Source organism: Neorhizobium sp. NCHU2750 (genome assembly GCF_003597675.1).
In the GTDB taxonomy this organism is placed as follows: Bacteria; Pseudomonadota; Alphaproteobacteria; order Rhizobiales; family Rhizobiaceae; genus Neorhizobium.
In genome coordinates, this window is the sequence record NZ_CP030827.1 from 1,641,491 (window position 1) to 1,656,096 (window position 14,606).

The following is a 14,606-nucleotide window of genomic DNA, read 5'->3' on the forward strand; positions in this document are numbered from 1 at the left end:
TCATCGGCCCTTGCTGCCGGCTATCTGAAGACGTCGACAGATGAAATTGAGCATTGGCAGGTGCCCGTCTGCGGATCTGATCCGTAGACGGGCACAATGCATATCTGGCGCCGATGCTTGCCTGATGAATCCGGAAGGAAACTAAACAATGCGCGCGCTGCAACTGATCGATGACCGCAAGCTCGAAGCCGTCGATATTCCCGAGCCGGAGGCACCCGGCCCCGGCGAGGTGACGTTGCGCGTCAAGGCCGTCGCCCTCAACCACATCGACGTATGGGGCTGGCGCGGCATGGCATTCGCCAAGCGCAAGATGCCCCTGACGATCGGCGCCGAAGCCTCGGGCGTCGTCGAGGCGATCGGCCCCGGCGTGTCGAACGTGCTTCCTGGCCAGCTCGTGTCGATCTACGGCGCACGCACCTGTGGTCTCTGCAAGCCATGCCGCGAAAAGCGCGATAATCTCTGCGAACACGTATCCGGCGTGCACGGCTTCCATCTCGATGGCTTTGCCCAGGAAAAGGCCAATATTCCCGCCCGCCAGCTGGTTCCCGCACCTCCTGGCATCGATGCAGTGGCCGCAGCTCTGGCTCCCGTCACATTCGGCACAGTCGAGCACATGCTGTTCGACAATGCCAAGCTTCAGCCGGGTGAAACCATCCTCGTCCATGCCGGCGGTTCCGGAATCGGCACGGCGGCCATTCAGCTGGCCAAGAAGATCGGCTGCACCGTCATCACCACGGTCGGTTCCGATGACAAGATCGAGAAGGCCAAGGCGCTCGGTGCCGATCACGTCATCAACTACCGCAAGGACCGCTTCGAAGGTGTCGTGCGCAAGCTGACCAAGAAGAAGGGCGTCGACGTCGTCTTCGAACATGTCGGCAAGGATACCTGGGCGGGCTCCATGCTCTGCATGAAGCGCGGCGGGCGCCTCGTCACCTGCGGCTCGACTTCGGGCGTGTCCACCGACATGAACCTGATGATGCTGTTCCAGCAGCAACTGAAACTGCTCGGCTCCTTCGGTTGCCGCATGGAAAACATGGCGGACGCCATGCAGAAGATGGCGCAGGGCATCGTCCACCCGGTGATCGACACCGAAGTCACCTTCGACGAGATCGACAAGGCGCTGGAACGCATGGAAAGCCGCCAGATCTTCGGCAAGATCGTCCTGAAGATGGACTGAGGCCGACCGATGAAGATGGTCATCACCCGGATCGTTCTGGCCCTGATGCATTTCCGCCAATGGCTCGTGGCGCAGGCGACTTTCGGTCTTCTCAACGTCCTGAAGATCCTGCCGGCCGATCCGGCCATCCGCTTTGCCGATCGCGCGGCCCGTTTCGTCGGGCCGAAGATGTGGCGCCACAAGCTGATGTTGACCAATCTGCGCAACGCCTTCCCGGAAAAGCCTCAGGATGAGCTTGAACGGATCGCTGTCGCCAGCTGGGGACATATGGGCCGCATGGCCGCCGAATATGTCTTCCTCGACCGCCTGTTCGATTTCGATCCGGAAAAGGCCGAACCGGGCAGGGTGGAAGTGTCGGGCATCGAGATCTTCATCGACCTCCTGCAGAACCCGCGTCCCTTCATCGTCTTTACCGGCCACACCGGCAATTTCGAGCTTCTGCCGGTCGCGGGCAAGGCTTTCGGCCTGGAAGTCATGGTTCTCTTCCGGCCGCCGAACAATCCCTATATCGCCGAGAAGGTGTTTTCCTTCCGTGCCGCCCGCATGGGAAGTCTGGTGCCCTCGCATGCGGGCTCATCCTTCGCGCTGGCGAGGCGTCTGGAGGCCGGCGGCGGCGTCGGCGTGCTGGTCGACCAGAAATTCAGGAAGGGCCTGTCCACCTCCTTCTTCGGCCGGCCGGTCAAGACCAATCCGCTGCTGGCCAAGCTGGTCCGCCAGTTCGATGCGGAAGTCTATCCGGCCCGTTGCATAAGGCTGCCCGGAAACCGTTTTCGGCTGGAGATCGAGCCCCGTGTCGATATTCCCCGTGACGAAAAGGGCAGCGTCGATGTTCAGGGCACGGCCCAGATGCTCAACGACAAGGTGGAAAGCTGGGTCAGGCAGTATCCCGAACAATGGCTCTGGTATCATGATCGTTGGAATATCAAGAAGAGCGTGGAGCGCTGATCTTCTTCACTTCGGCAGCAGCGCGTTCCATGTTAGGTTGTGCGGGTAATATTTCGGGCCCCACCACAGGAATTGATTAATCAGAATCATGTCTTCTCGGGGCATAATGAACTAACGAGGACACTGCCACTTCTCGCGTTGGTGGGAGCGGGGTTGAGTTGAAAGCATTGATTGATCTGTTCTGGTCGAAATATTCGGACCTGAGGCAGGCCGTTGAGAGGGAAGATGACGAGGCTGTATCCCGGCTGGACCGGGAGATAGATCCGCTCGTCAAGGCGATCCTGGGCAGCCAGGGGCGGGATCAGGCTGCCATCGGCACGCAGTTCCGCTTTGCGCTCGACCTCCTGAACGAGGAGGCCGATGACGGCGGCTGTGTACGGCGCAATGGCCATCTCCTGCAGATGCTCGTGGAGCGCTACCTCAATACCGAACAGTCGTTGCCCGCCAAGCCTGTAGCCGCCGACGAGCCCGGCCAGCCGGTCGACGTCGCCCAGGCGATCGCCGACGGCTATCTCGATGATGCTCTGTTGAACAAGCTCACTGAACGCGTCGTCGTGGTCGCGCCCGGATATCGCATCTTCTACAGCAACGAGACGAATGCGCGGCGCATGGACATGCCGCGGGACACCATCATCGGCCGGCATTTTGCCGAATTCGTCGGGCTTCATCATTTCCGTCAGGACCTGCAACCCTGCCTTGACCGCTGCTTCGCGGGCGAAAGCCTCGTCCTCACCTATGCCGAAAAGATGGACGGCCGCACCGTCGTCATCCATTGCCGGATGTCGCCGATCAGCCGTTCTGGCACCTTGATCGGTGCTCTGGTGGTGATGCAGGAAACCGAGGATCGCAGGCGCAGGCCCGCCGGCTGATCACCAGTCGGTGGCTGCCGCGTTGAAGATCTGCGGATCCTCGAGCAGATGCGCCTTCTCGAAGGCGATGTGCCGGCGCAATCCCTCGAAAAAGCCACGCAGCATATAGCCGATCGCCTCGTCATTGACCGGTTCGTCGGCACCCAGCCGGAAAAGTGCTTCCGTCAGTTCTTCCGCATAGCACTCGTCTTCGAAATGCTCGTATTTCAAACGGTCGAGCGTTGCTGAAAGCGGGCCGATCCCCGGCTGCAATCGGGCCAGTTGTGGAAAAAGCAGGGTTTCCTCATCGCGATGGGCCCGTCGGATGAGCGGACAGAGCGCCTGCGCCGCATAGATGCATTTCTGGCGGTCGACGCTTGCGGGCAGTGAATCCGCAATCTGTTCCAGCTCGTTGCAGAGCGCCAGCTTCTCATCCTGGACCTTGAGGATCCGCACGATCATGGCTGCCTGGCCCGCCTGGAGGTCCGGCAGGTCGACGAGACGCGCATTTTTCAAATCCATATCGTGTATCAAGTCCGACCTCCGGAACCTGCTCTCACTCTTGCCCGGCACTTCATTTCGAAGCCTGTATCGCCGGTTGTACCCAGACGTTCCTTCATCGCAGGCGTAAATGCGTTGATTCAAATCAAGGCATCTGGCGCGGGCTGCTGCCATCTGTCGCGGTGGTCGCGACGGAAAGTGGCAGGGGGATTCGCTGAGGGGCACCGCTGTTCCGCCAGCCTCGCGATGGCCAATAACGCCGTTGGGGGATGCCAACAATGAATTACCCGATAGAAACTGCAGCGCTGGTTGCGGGGACTTTCCTCGCACTGCTCGGCGCAGCCTTCGCGCATGATGCGCTGTTTTCCGCCCATATGTGGGTACTGTTCGTCGTGCTCGGCCTGAGCAGCATCATCATGCTGCGCCGCGTGACCTTCGCACCCGCGGGTGCAACCCGTCCTGTTCCGGCAAAGTCGGAATATTTCGACGAAGTCATCAAATACGGCACGATCGCCACGGTCTTCTGGGGCGTCGTCGGCTTTCTCGTGGGCGTCGTCATCGCCCTCCAGCTCGCCTTTCCCGATCTCAATATCGGTCCGTGGTTCAATTTCGGCCGCATGCGGCCCCTGCACACCTCGGCGGTCATCTTCGCCTTCGGTGGCAACGCGCTTCTCTGTACCTCCTTCTATGTGGTCCAGCGCACCTCGCGAGCTCGCCTGTTCGGCGGCAATCTCGCCTGGTTCGTCTTCTGGGGCTACCAGCTGTTCATCGTCATGGCGGCCACCGGCTATCTGCTCGGGATAACCCAGGGCAAGGAATATGCGGAGCCGGAATGGTATGTCGACCTCTGGCTGACCGTTGTCTGGGTGGCTTACCTCGTCACCTTCCTCGGCACGATCCTCACCCGCAAGGAACCGCATATCTATGTGGCGAACTGGTTCTATCTGGCCTTCATCGTCACCATCGCCATGCTCCACATCGTCAACAACCTCGCCGTACCGGTGTCGTTCCTCGGCGTGAAGAGCTATTCGGCCTTCTCCGGCGTGCAGGATGCGCTGACTGAGTGGTGGTACGGCCATAACGCGGTCGGCTTCTTCCTGACGGCGGGCTTCCTCGGCATGATGTATTATTTCGTGCCCAAACAGGCCGGCCGACCTGTCTATTCCTACCGCCTGTCGATCATCCACTTCTGGGCCCTGATCTTCATGTATATCTGGGCCGGTCCCCACCACCTGCATTATACCGCGCTGCCAGATTGGGCGCAGACGCTCGGCATGGTCTTCTCGATCATGCTGTGGATGCCTTCCTGGGGCGGCATGATCAACGGCTTGATGACGCTGTCCGGTGCCTGGGACAAGATCCGCACCGACCCGATCATCCGCATGATGGTCATCGCCATCGCCTTCTACGGCATGTCGACCTTCGAAGGTCCGATGATGTCGATCAAGACCGTCAACTCGCTCAGCCACTATACCGACTGGACGATCGGTCATGTGCATTCCGGTGCACTCGGCTGGGTCGGCATGATCTCCTTCGGCGCGATCTACTTCCTCGTTCCGAAGCTCTGGCACCGCAACCGGCTCTACAGCCTTGCCATGGTCAACTGGCACTTCTGGCTCGCCACGCTCGGCATCGTCGTCTACGCCGCCGTCATGTGGGTTGCCGGCGTCCAGCAGGGCCTGATGTGGCGCGAATACGACAACCAGGGCTTCCTCGTCTATTCCTTCGCGGAAACCGTCGCGGCGATGTTCCCTTACTACGTCCTGCGCGCGCTCGGCGGCGGCATGTATCTCCTCGGCGGCCTGATCATGGCCTTCAACATCACCATGACCATTCTCGGCCATGAAAGGCAGGAGCGCACCCCCGGTGCCGCCCCCGCCAATCTGCAGCCGGCCGAATAAGGAGCTGACGGATGTCTATTCTCGCCAAGCACCAGTTCATCGAACGCAACGCCACGCTTCTGCTCGTCGGATCGCTGCTCGTCGTCTCCATCGGCGGTATCGTCGAAATCGCGCCGCTCTTCTATCTCGAAAACACCATCGAGAAGGTCGATGGCATGCGGCCCTATACGCCGCTGGAACTCGCGGGCCGCAACATCTACCTGCGTGAGGGCTGTTACGTCTGTCATAGCCAGATGATCCGGCCGTTCCGCGACGAGGTGGAGCGCTACGGCCATTACAGCCTCGCGGCGGAATCGATGTACGACCATCCCTTCCAGTGGGGATCGAAGCGTACCGGGCCGGATCTTGCCCGCGTCGGCGACCGCTATTCCAACGAATGGCACGTCCAGCATCTGAGCCATCCGCGCGACGTCGTGCCGGAATCGATCATGCCGAGCTACGCCTTCCTCAAGGAGACGCCGCTCAAGATCAACGACGTCTCGATGGACCTGACGGCCAACCGGGATGTCGGCGTCCCCTATACCGACGAGATGATCGCCGATGCCAATGCCGACCTGAAGGCGCAGGCAGACCCGGCGGCCGACGCGACGGCGCTGCTCAAACGCTATCCGAAGGCCAAAGTCGGCGATTTCGACGGCAATCCGAAGGAGGTGACTGAGATGGACGCTCTGATTGCCTATCTCCAGATGCTCGGCACGCTGGTCGACTTCTCCACCTACGACGACACAACCGGTTATCGCTGAGGAGGCTTGCAATGGAAATCTACACGGCAATGCGCCACTTCGCCGATAGCTGGGGCCTTCTCGCGATGACCCTGTTCTTTCTCGGCGCCCTGTTCTTCACGCTTCGGCCCGGCAGCAAGAAGGCCGCCGACCAAGCAGCTCAAATTCCGTTGAAGGATGACTGAGATGGCTGACAAACATATCGATGAGCTGAGCGGCGTCGAGACCACCGGCCATGAATGGGACGGCATCCGCGAACTGAACAATCCGCTGCCACGCTGGTGGCTGTGGACCTTCTATGCCTGCATTATCTGGGCCTTGGGGTATACTGTCCTCTATCCCGCATGGCCTCTTCTGCATGGGGCGACACCGGGCTTGCTCGGCTATTCGACCCGTGGCGAATACGCAGCCGAAGTCAATGTGGCCAAGGCCGCCCAGGCAGGCATGCTCGACAGGATCGCGGCGGCAACGCCCGACGAGATCATCGCCGATCCGGAGCTCAACCAGTTCGCCATGGCGGGCGGTGCGGCCGCCTTCCGCGTCAACTGCACGCCCTGTCATGGCACGGGTGCCGCCGGCGGGCAGGGCTATCCGAACCTCAATGACGACGATTGGCTGTGGGGCGGCAGTGTCGACGACATCTACCAGACGGTGCAGCACGGCATCCGCGATACGGTCGATCCGGAAACCCGCGTGTCGGAAATGCCGACATTCGGCGACATCCTCAAACCGGAGGAGATCCGCCAGGTGGTAAGCTATGTCGTCAGCCTCACCGGCAAGCCGCGCGATCCGTCGCTGGTCGAGGCCGGAAAGCAGGTCTTTGCCGATAACTGTGCGTCCTGCCACGGTGAACAGGCGGAAGGCAATCGCGACATGGGGGCCCCCCGACTATCGGATGCCATCTGGCTGAAGGTCCATGGCGAGGATCAGATTGCGGCCCAGATAAAAGCCCCCAAGCACGGCGTCATGCCGGCCTGGGAGGCGCGTCTGGGCGACGTCACGGTGAAGCAGCTGGCCGTCTATATCCATTCCCTGGGAGGCGGGGAATAGAACTCCAGACTGCTTCAGGCTTCGGCCGGAAGATAGCGGAGTTCTATACCGACCGGGGCGCGAATGCCCCGGTCATTCGTTATCAAGACGCGGCAGCTCAGAGCTTCCGCAGTCGCGACATGGATCGCATCGACGAGTTTCATGTTGAGATCGGCGTCGAGATGTGCCGCGCGCCTTATGATGGCATTTGTAATCGGCGCCAACGAAATGAGTGCCCGATCCTCAAGAACAGACAAATAAGCGTCCGGGGTCGCGTGGGACTTATTTCCTGTCCCGATAAGACACTCCCCGAGCGTCATCTCGCTGATGTGAAAGTTCCGACCCTTGCGGATGTAAGTGTTCAACAGGACATCGACCTTGTCGTGAAGCGATGCGGCTCCTTCGACATAGTAAATAACGATATTGCTATCCAGATAGACCCTGTCAGTCATAGGTTCGATCGGCGCGGAACTCACGAACTTGCCGATCTATATCTTCCTCTGAGCGATTTGAGCCGAGCGCGTCAACCATCTTGTTGATCCGCTCAAGCGCAGCAAGCCGCTGGGCAATCGTCGGCTCCGCTTGCTGCTTTGCGGATGGCAGGTGGTCGGCAAGTGTCGCCACCACCACGTCGGAAGGCGATGACCGGCGCTCGATCGACAATCTGTCGACGGCCTGCATCAGTTCATCGCTCAGTTCGATTTCCAGCTTGTGCACGCCCATCGCCGTTCTCCGTGGCGCCGTTCTCCGTGGCATGGATCGACGATAGCATCGTCCGGGCCTATTCGCCAGAATGGCCCTCCATCAGTGCTTTCAGCGTCGCAAGATCCCTGGCAATCGCCGCCGCATCCGTTTCGAATGCTTCGTCCTCCACGCCCGGATGCCTGAGCAGCAGGAACATGACTTCCGCCCCATCGCCGTTCGGCGCGACCCTGAGCGCGTTCTTGAAGCGGGCACCATTCTCCAGTGTCACCGTGTGGTCGATGACGCCGAGATCGTTGGCGGGCGCAAAACGCACCCTGATCTCGCCGATCGGCCCGCCATCGCCGATCCAGTCCTCGCCATCCCGTGTCAGCCCGGCGGCAAGGCCGGCGGCCCATAGCCGCATGTTTTCCGGCCGGCTGGCAAAGGCATGCACCTCGCGCCACGGCCTGTCGATCGTGGCATGGATGATCCGGGCAGGCATCGTCGTCATGACAGTCTCCTCGTTATATCTGTGCGCATCCGGCGCATTTGACACAGGCCTCCGCGGCGGTCCGCCACAGCGCTTGACTTAAGTCAAGGAAGATTGGCTCGCCGGATGGGACAAGGCATCGGGCGAGGGAATGTTCCGATGAGACTCTATACCGCCGAAAGTGCTGCACCGGGGGGCGCGGCTGTCGAACGTATCGATGTGAAGGCGGTTCATTCGCCGGGCGAGGGCGGCCGGCCGCTCTACGAGAAGCGCCGGAAGATCTTTCCCAAGCGGGCCGAGGGGCGTTTCCGCACTCTCAAATGGCTGATCATGCTGGTCACCCTCGGCGTCTACTACCTGACGCCCTGGATCCGCTGGGACCGTGGGCCGTTCGCGCCGGATCAGGCCGTGCTGATCGACCTTGCAGGCCGGCGCTTCTATTTCTTCTTCATCGAGATCTGGCCGCAGGAATTCTTCTTCGTCGCCGGCCTGCTCGTCATGGCGGGCTTCGGCCTGTTCCTGCTCACCTCCGCCGTCGGTCGGGCATGGTGCGGCTACACCTGTCCCCAGACGGTGTGGGTCGACCTGTTCCTGGCCGTCGAGCGTTTCGTCGAAGGCGATCGCAACGCCCGCATGAAGCTCGATGCGGCCCCCTGGACCTTCGACAAGATCACCAGGCGGGTGGTCAAGCATGCCGTCTGGATCGCAATTGCTGTTGCGACCGGCGGCGCCTGGATCTTCTATTTTGCCGATGCGCCATCGCTGGCCTTCGACTTCGTCACCGGTCAGGCCGCCTATGTCGCTTATTCCACCGTCGCCGTCCTGACCGCCACGACATACGTTTTGGGCGGTCTGATGCGCGAGCAGGTCTGCATCTACATGTGCCCCTGGCCTCGCATTCAAGGAGCCATGCTCGATGAGCATTCGCTGGTGGTCACCTATAACGACTGGCGCGGCGAACCCCGCAGCCGCCATGCCAAAAAGGCCGCCGCGGCCGGTCAGCCGGTCGGAGATTGTGTCGATTGCAATGCCTGCGTCGCCGTCTGTCCCATGGGCATCGACATCAGGGACGGCCAGCAGATGGCCTGTATCACGTGCGCGCTCTGTATCGACGCCTGTGACGCGGTCATGGGCAAGACGGGCAGGGAACGCGGATTGATCGCCTATGCGACGCTGGATGAATACGAGGCCAATATGGCGCTCGCCACCGCCGGTGGCACAATGCCGATCGATCCCGTCAGGGTGCGCAGGCCGGAAGGCGGATTTACCGATGGCGTGCGGCACTTCGACTGGAAGATCCTGCTTCGTCCCCGCACGCTGCTCTATATGGGCGTCTGGACGGCGGTCGGCATCGGCCTCGTCGCGGCGCTTCTCGGCCGCGACCGGCTGGAAATCAACGTCCTGCATGACCGCAATCCGCAATTTGTCATGGAGAGCGACGGCTCGATCCGCAACGGCTATACGATTCGCCTGCTCAACATGATCCCCGAGCCGCGCACCATCATGCTCTCCCTCGATGGCATGCCGGAAGCGACGATGAAGATCATCGGTATCAGCGATGTCCCCGGCCGGATCTTCGCGATCGAGGTCCAGCCGGACCGGGCGACCGCACTGAAGGTCTACGTCACTTTGCCGCCGGATGCAGCCAAAGGCGAGACGGCCTTCCGCTTCCTCGCCGAGGACCGCGCCAGCCACGAAAGCAATAGCTATTCCGCCAATTTCTTTGCCCCGGGAGACAATCGATGAACACCGCGACGGAAAAGAACTTCGTCTTTACCGGCTGGCACATGGCGGGCGTGATGGTGCTGTTCTTCGGCACCGTCATCACCGTGAATTTCTACATGGCCTACAATGCCGTATCGAGCTGGAGCGGCCTCGTCGTCGACGATACCTATGTCGCCAGTCAGCAGTTCAACGGCAAGGTCGCTCAAGCCAAGGCACTGGCTGCGACCGGCATCAACGGCAAGCTGACCCTGTCGCTCGACAGCATACGTTATGAGGTGCTGGGCGCCGACGGCAAGCCGGTAAACGCCGATCATCTGGTGCTGAACTTCAAGCGGCCGGTAGGCGAACATCAGGATTTCTCGGTCGACCTGTCGCCGCAGGGCGAGGGTGTCTTCACCGTCGCGCACCAGGTCCTTCCCGGCCACTGGATCGTCGAGGCCATCGCCGAGCGCGATGGCAAGCGCATCCTGCATCACGCCGAGCGCTATTCGCTGCACGGAGCACCTCTGAAATGACCTGCTGCGCGCCGGGATCCGAAGGCCAGGTAGTCGGTTCCGCACCGTCTTCGGAGGAACTGATGCTCGCCAGCCGCGATCTGGGCGAGGGCAGGCGGCAGATCGACCTGAGCGTTCCCGGCGTCCACTGCGGCGCCTGCATTACGTCCATCGAGAAGGCGCTGAAATCCCTGGGCTCGGTGGATAGGGCGCGGGTCAACCTTTCCACCCGGCGCGTCTCGATCGTCTGGCGCCAGGTCGTGGACCAGATCCTCGTCGATCCGGCCGAATTCATCGATGCGATTGCCGAGGCCACCGGCTACGAGGCCTATCTCTTCGACATGTCTCTTGATGACGGCGACAGGCTGCAGCGGGAACTGGTGCGGGCCGTGGCCGTTTGCGGATTTGCCGCGGCCAATATCATGCTCCTCTCGGTCTCGGTCTGGTCGGGCGCCGATGCCGCCACACGCGACATGTTCCACTGGATCTCCGCCCTCATCGCCGCCCCGGCGCTGATCTATGGCGGCCGCTTCTTCTACGTATCCGCCTGGAGCGTGCTCAAACGCGGCCGCACCAATATGGATGTGCCGATCGCGCTGGCCATCACGCTCTCCTATGCGGTGTCGCTGTGGGAGACGATGCATCACGGCGAACACGCCTGGTTCGACGCCACCGTGTCGCTCCTGTTCTTCCTGCTGATCGGCCGAACGCTCGATCATATCATGCGCGACCGGGCGAGGGCGGCGATCAGCGGCCTTGCCCGCCTCTCGCCACGCGGTGCGATGGTCGTGGCGGCCGATGGCAGCCGCGAATACCGCCCGGTCGAGGACGTGCGGCCCGGCGACCGGGTGGCGGTGGCGCTCGGCGAGCGCATTCCCGTCGATGGCGTGGTGGAGATCGGCGCAAGCGATCTCGACGTCTCGATCGTGACCGGCGAAAGCCTGCCGCAGGCGGTGGTCGTGGGCGACGCTGTCCATGCCGGCACGCTCAATCTCACCGGGCCGCTCGTCATTCTGGTCAGGGCTGCGGCAAAGGACAGTTTTCTTGCCGAAGTGATTGCGCTGATGGAAGTGGCCGAAGGCGCCAAGGCCGGTTACCGCCGGCTGGCCGACCGCGCCGCCCAGTATTATTCGCCGGCTGTCCACCTTCTGGCGCTGACGGCTTTCTTTTCCTGGGGCTTTGCCGGGGGCGACTGGAAGCGGGCCATGCTGATCGCCATTTCGGTGCTGATCATCACTTGTCCCTGCGCGCTCGGCCTTGCCGTACCGGTCGTCCAGGTCGTCGCCGCCGGCCGCCTGTTTAAAAACGGCATCATGGTCAAGGACGGCTCGGCGATGGAAAGGCTGGCGCAGGCAGACAGCGTACTCTTCGACAAGACTGGCACACTGACGCTCGGCCGTCCGCGGATCGTCAACGGCGCAGATATCCCGAGCCCGGTTCTGGGGCTTGCCGCGGGCCTTGCCGCTTTTTCCCGCCATCCGCTGTCGCGGGCGATCTGCTGGGTCGCATCCGGTCCTTTCCCGGTCTTCGACGACGTGGTCGAAATTCCCGGAAGCGGGCTGGAGGGCCGGCGCCCGGATGGAATGTACCGGCTCGGCAACCGCCGCTTCGCCTGTGGCGACGAAAATTCGCCAGGTGACGCCGATCTCGAAGTCGTTCTCGCCCGTGACGGGCACGAAATCGTCCGCATCCGTTTCGAGGATGCTCTGCGCCGCGATGCCGTCGCCACAATCGCTGCGCTCCAAAACGATGGCATGGCGCTCGGCCTCGTTTCGGGCGATCGGCCCGGACCGGTAAAGGCGCTTGCGACGGATCTCGGCATCGCAGCCTGGCAGGCGGCCACATCGCCGAAGGGCAAGGCCGATTATTGCGCCTCCCTTTTCGCGGCCGGTCACCGGGTGCTGATGGTCGGCGATGGCATCAACGACGCGCCGGCGCTGGCCGCCGCCCATGTCTCCATGGCGCCCGCCACGGCCGCCGATATCGGCCGTCAGGCCGCCGATTTCGTCTTCATGCACGAAAGCCTCAGGGCGGTAACCCTCGCCATCGAGGTGTCGCGCCGCGCCGGCCGGCTGATCCGTCAGAATTTTGCGCTGGCGATCGGCTACAATGTCATCGCGGTGCCGATCGCGCTTTGCGGCTACGCGACGCCGCTTATTGCCGCAGTCGCCATGTCGACCTCGTCGATCATCGTCGTCGTCAATGCGCTGAGATTGAACCGGCAGCGGGCTGAGCCTCTCATGTCGGATGCCGCGACCATCCTGCCCGATCCGGCAAAACAGGTCCGCGCCGCATGAATATGCTCATTTACCTCATTCCGGTCGCTCTTTTCCTCGGCGGGCTCGGGCTCGGCGCCTTTCTCTGGTCGCTGAAGAACGGCCAGTACGACGATCTCGATGGCGCCGCCTGGCGCATCATGGATGACGGCGACGATCGTCCCGGCTGAGGACATATTGTCGCCTGCACGGAATGTGACGAATTCACGCGCCGGCTCCCTTGCTCCTTGGCCCTGCGGATGCCAAAAGAAGGCGCAACAAAATCGGAGGTTACCCCCGTGGAACAGGCAGAAATTGGCCTCATCGGTCTTGGCGTCATGGGCGCCAACCTTTCCCTCAATATCGCCGAAAAGGGCAACAAGATCGCGGTTTTCAACCGCACGCCCGAGGTGACCAAGAAATTTTACGCGGATGCCGGCGAACTCAAGGGCCAGATCATTCCCTGCGAGACGCTGGATGAATTCGTCAAGGCCATTCGCCCCCCCCGTCCGATCATCATCATGATCAAGGCCGGCGATCCGGTCGATCAGCAGATGGAGCTTCTGAAGCCCTATCTGTCGTCCGGCGACATCATGATCGATGCCGGCAACGCCAATTTCCGCGATACGATGCGTCGTTTCGAAAGCCTCGAAAACAGCGACCTGACCTTCATCGGCATGGGCGTGTCCGGTGGTGAGGAAGGCGCACGCCACGGACCGTCGATCATGGTCGGCGGCACCGAGGAAAGCTGGAAGCGTGTCGAGAAGGTTCTGACCTCGATCTCGGCAAAGTTCAACGGCGAGGCCTGCGTCGACTGGCTCGGCCCGAACGGCGCCGGTCACTTCGTCAAGACCATCCATAACGGCATCGAATATGCCGACATGCAGATGATCGCCGAAATCTACGGCATCCTGCGCGATGGCCTCGGCATGAGCGCCTCGGAAATCGGCGGCGTCTTCGGCCGCTGGAACGAGGGCCGCCTCAATTCCTATCTGATCGAGATTTCGGAAAAGGTGCTGAAGGCCAACGACCCGATCTCCGGCAAGCCGATGGTCGACATGATCGTTGACAGTGCCGGCCAGAAGGGCACCGGCAAATGGTCGGTCATCGAGGCCCAGAACATGGGCGTCGCCGCAACCGCGATCGAGGCTGCCGTCGCCGGCCGTGTCCTGTCGTCGCTGAAACCCGAGCGTGAAGCCGCCGAAAAGATCCTCGGCAAGCCTGCTCTCGTCGACAAGCCCAAGGATGGCATGGCCTTCCTCGCCGATCTCGAACTGGCGCTGCTCGCCGCCAAGATCGGTGCCTATGCGCAGGGCTTCGCGGTCATGGCCGCCGCCTCGAAGGAATATGACTGGAACCTGCCGATGCCGACGATCGCCAAGATCTGGCGTGCCGGCTGCATCATCCGCTCCGGCTTCCTCGATGAGATCACCTCGGCCTTCAGCAAGGACCCGAATGTGGCAAACCTCATCGTCACCCCGGCCTTCGCCCAGATGGTCAAGGAAACCGACGGCGCACTGCGTCGCATCGTGTCCTACGCTGCGCTGAACGGCCTGCCGGCTCCGGCACTGACCTCGGCGCTCACCTATTTCGACGCCTATCGTCGAGGCAGGGGCACGGCCAACCTCATCCAGGCCCAGCGCGACTTCTTCGGCGCCCACGGCTTCAACCGCCTCGACGGCCTCGACAAGCACCACGGCCCCTGGGGCAGCGGTCTCGCCGATTTCGCCTGATCAAAGCTGATAAACGACATGAAAAAGCCCGGCCAAGCGCCGGGCTTTTTTCGTAGATGCGCTCGTCGAAGCCGCTCGCTATGGCGACGCGGATAGCCCGTT

The 14,606-nt window shown here is 61.9% G+C and carries 16 protein-coding genes; 12 read left to right on the top strand and 4 right to left on the bottom strand.

Annotation, left to right across the window (positions count from 1 at the left end; translation table 11 throughout):
- Positions 1 to 148: 148 nt before the first annotated feature.
- The 3 genes from NCHU2750_RS08090 to NCHU2750_RS08100 all read left to right on the top strand — a co-directional run bounded on the left by NCHU2750_RS08090 (position 149) and on the right by NCHU2750_RS08100 (position 2,991).
- Entirely contained in the window at positions 149 to 1,177 is a 1,029-nt protein-coding gene (locus tag NCHU2750_RS08090) for a zinc-binding dehydrogenase (protein ID WP_119939969.1), read from the top strand.
- 9 nt (positions 1,178 to 1,186) lie between these two features.
- Positions 1,187 to 2,122 (top strand): lipid A biosynthesis lauroyl acyltransferase, encoded by a 936-nt coding sequence (locus NCHU2750_RS08095; RefSeq protein ID WP_119939970.1) that lies wholly within the window; start codon positions 1,187 to 1,189, stop codon positions 2,120 to 2,122.
- A gap of 158 nt (positions 2,123 to 2,280) precedes the next feature.
- Complete coding sequence (locus tag NCHU2750_RS08100) at positions 2,281 to 2,991, top strand: PAS domain-containing protein (RefSeq protein ID WP_162939542.1); 711 nt, start codon at positions 2,281 to 2,283, stop codon at positions 2,989 to 2,991.
- Here the strand turns inward: NCHU2750_RS08100 and NCHU2750_RS08105 are convergent, their stop codons facing one another.
- Positions 2,992 to 3,492: a hemerythrin domain-containing protein gene (locus tag NCHU2750_RS08105; RefSeq protein ID WP_119939972.1), complete on the bottom strand. Its 501-nt coding sequence runs from the start codon at positions 3,490 to 3,492 to the stop codon at positions 2,992 to 2,994. It abuts the gene before it with no gap.
- A gap of 257 nt (positions 3,493 to 3,749) precedes the next feature.
- On the opposite strand from NCHU2750_RS08105, the gene ccoN reads away from it, so the two are divergent.
- Genes ccoN through ccoP form a run of 4 tightly spaced genes read left to right on the top strand, consistent with a single transcriptional unit; the run spans position 3,750 to position 7,144 of the window.
- Positions 3,750 to 5,372, top strand: a complete 1,623-nt coding sequence (gene ccoN / locus NCHU2750_RS08110) for a cytochrome-c oxidase, cbb3-type subunit I (RefSeq protein WP_119939973.1) — start codon at positions 3,750 to 3,752, stop codon at positions 5,370 to 5,372.
- A gap of 11 nt (positions 5,373 to 5,383) precedes the next feature.
- Positions 5,384 to 6,115 (top strand): cytochrome-c oxidase, cbb3-type subunit II, encoded by a 732-nt coding sequence (gene ccoO, locus NCHU2750_RS08115; RefSeq protein ID WP_119939974.1) that lies wholly within the window; start codon positions 5,384 to 5,386, stop codon positions 6,113 to 6,115.
- 11 nt (positions 6,116 to 6,126) lie between these two features.
- Entirely contained in the window at positions 6,127 to 6,279 is a 153-nt protein-coding gene (locus NCHU2750_RS08120) for a cbb3-type cytochrome c oxidase subunit 3 (RefSeq protein WP_119939975.1), read from the top strand.
- Between the two features lies 1 nt (position 6,280).
- Complete coding sequence (gene ccoP / locus NCHU2750_RS08125; RefSeq protein ID WP_119939976.1) at positions 6,281 to 7,144, top strand: cytochrome-c oxidase, cbb3-type subunit III; 864 nt, start codon at positions 6,281 to 6,283, stop codon at positions 7,142 to 7,144.
- Between the two features lie 14 nt (positions 7,145 to 7,158).
- Here ccoP and NCHU2750_RS08130 read toward each other — a convergent pair whose 3' ends face one another.
- The 3 genes from NCHU2750_RS08130 to NCHU2750_RS08140 are packed head-to-tail and all read right to left on the bottom strand — an operon-like array spanning position 7,159 to position 8,318.
- The gene (locus tag NCHU2750_RS08130; RefSeq protein WP_162939543.1) at positions 7,159 to 7,599 is read right to left on the bottom strand and encodes a type II toxin-antitoxin system VapC family toxin; all 441 of its coding nucleotides are present in this window, start codon (positions 7,597 to 7,599) and stop codon (positions 7,159 to 7,161) included.
- The gene (locus tag NCHU2750_RS08135; protein WP_119939978.1) at positions 7,568 to 7,846 is read right to left on the bottom strand and encodes a hypothetical protein; all 279 of its coding nucleotides are present in this window, start codon (positions 7,844 to 7,846) and stop codon (positions 7,568 to 7,570) included. The genes NCHU2750_RS08130 and NCHU2750_RS08135 overlap by 32 nt, the downstream gene beginning before the upstream one ends.
- A gap of 58 nt (positions 7,847 to 7,904) precedes the next feature.
- Positions 7,905 to 8,318: an SRPBCC family protein gene (locus tag NCHU2750_RS08140; RefSeq protein WP_119939979.1), complete on the bottom strand. Its 414-nt coding sequence runs from the start codon at positions 8,316 to 8,318 to the stop codon at positions 7,905 to 7,907.
- A gap of 138 nt (positions 8,319 to 8,456) precedes the next feature.
- Here NCHU2750_RS08140 and ccoG point away from each other — a divergent pair, with 138 nt between their 5' ends.
- The 5 genes from ccoG to gnd all read left to right on the top strand — a co-directional run bounded on the left by ccoG (position 8,457) and on the right by gnd (position 14,504).
- Entirely contained in the window at positions 8,457 to 10,043 is a 1,587-nt protein-coding gene (gene ccoG / locus NCHU2750_RS08145) for a cytochrome c oxidase accessory protein CcoG (RefSeq protein ID WP_119939980.1), read from the top strand.
- Positions 10,040 to 10,537 carry a FixH family protein gene (locus tag NCHU2750_RS08150; protein WP_119939981.1) on the top strand — a complete coding sequence of 166 codons (498 nt, stop codon included), beginning with the start codon at positions 10,040 to 10,042 and terminating at the stop codon, positions 10,535 to 10,537. Before ccoG ends, NCHU2750_RS08150 begins: the two co-directional genes overlap by 4 nt.
- Entirely contained in the window at positions 10,534 to 12,813 is a 2,280-nt protein-coding gene (locus NCHU2750_RS08155) for a cation-translocating P-type ATPase (protein ID WP_119939982.1), read from the top strand. Before NCHU2750_RS08150 ends, NCHU2750_RS08155 begins: the two co-directional genes overlap by 4 nt.
- Positions 12,810 to 12,962, top strand: coding sequence for a cbb3-type cytochrome oxidase assembly protein CcoS (gene ccoS, locus NCHU2750_RS08160; RefSeq protein ID WP_119939983.1), 153 nt, complete (start codon positions 12,810 to 12,812; stop codon positions 12,960 to 12,962). Before NCHU2750_RS08155 ends, ccoS begins: the two co-directional genes overlap by 4 nt.
- A 108-nt stretch (positions 12,963 to 13,070) precedes the next feature.
- A complete protein-coding gene (gene gnd / locus NCHU2750_RS08165) occupies positions 13,071 to 14,504 on the top strand; it encodes an NADP-dependent phosphogluconate dehydrogenase (protein ID WP_119939984.1) in 1,434 nt (477 codons plus the stop codon).
- Positions 14,505 to 14,606: the final 102 nt, after the last annotated feature.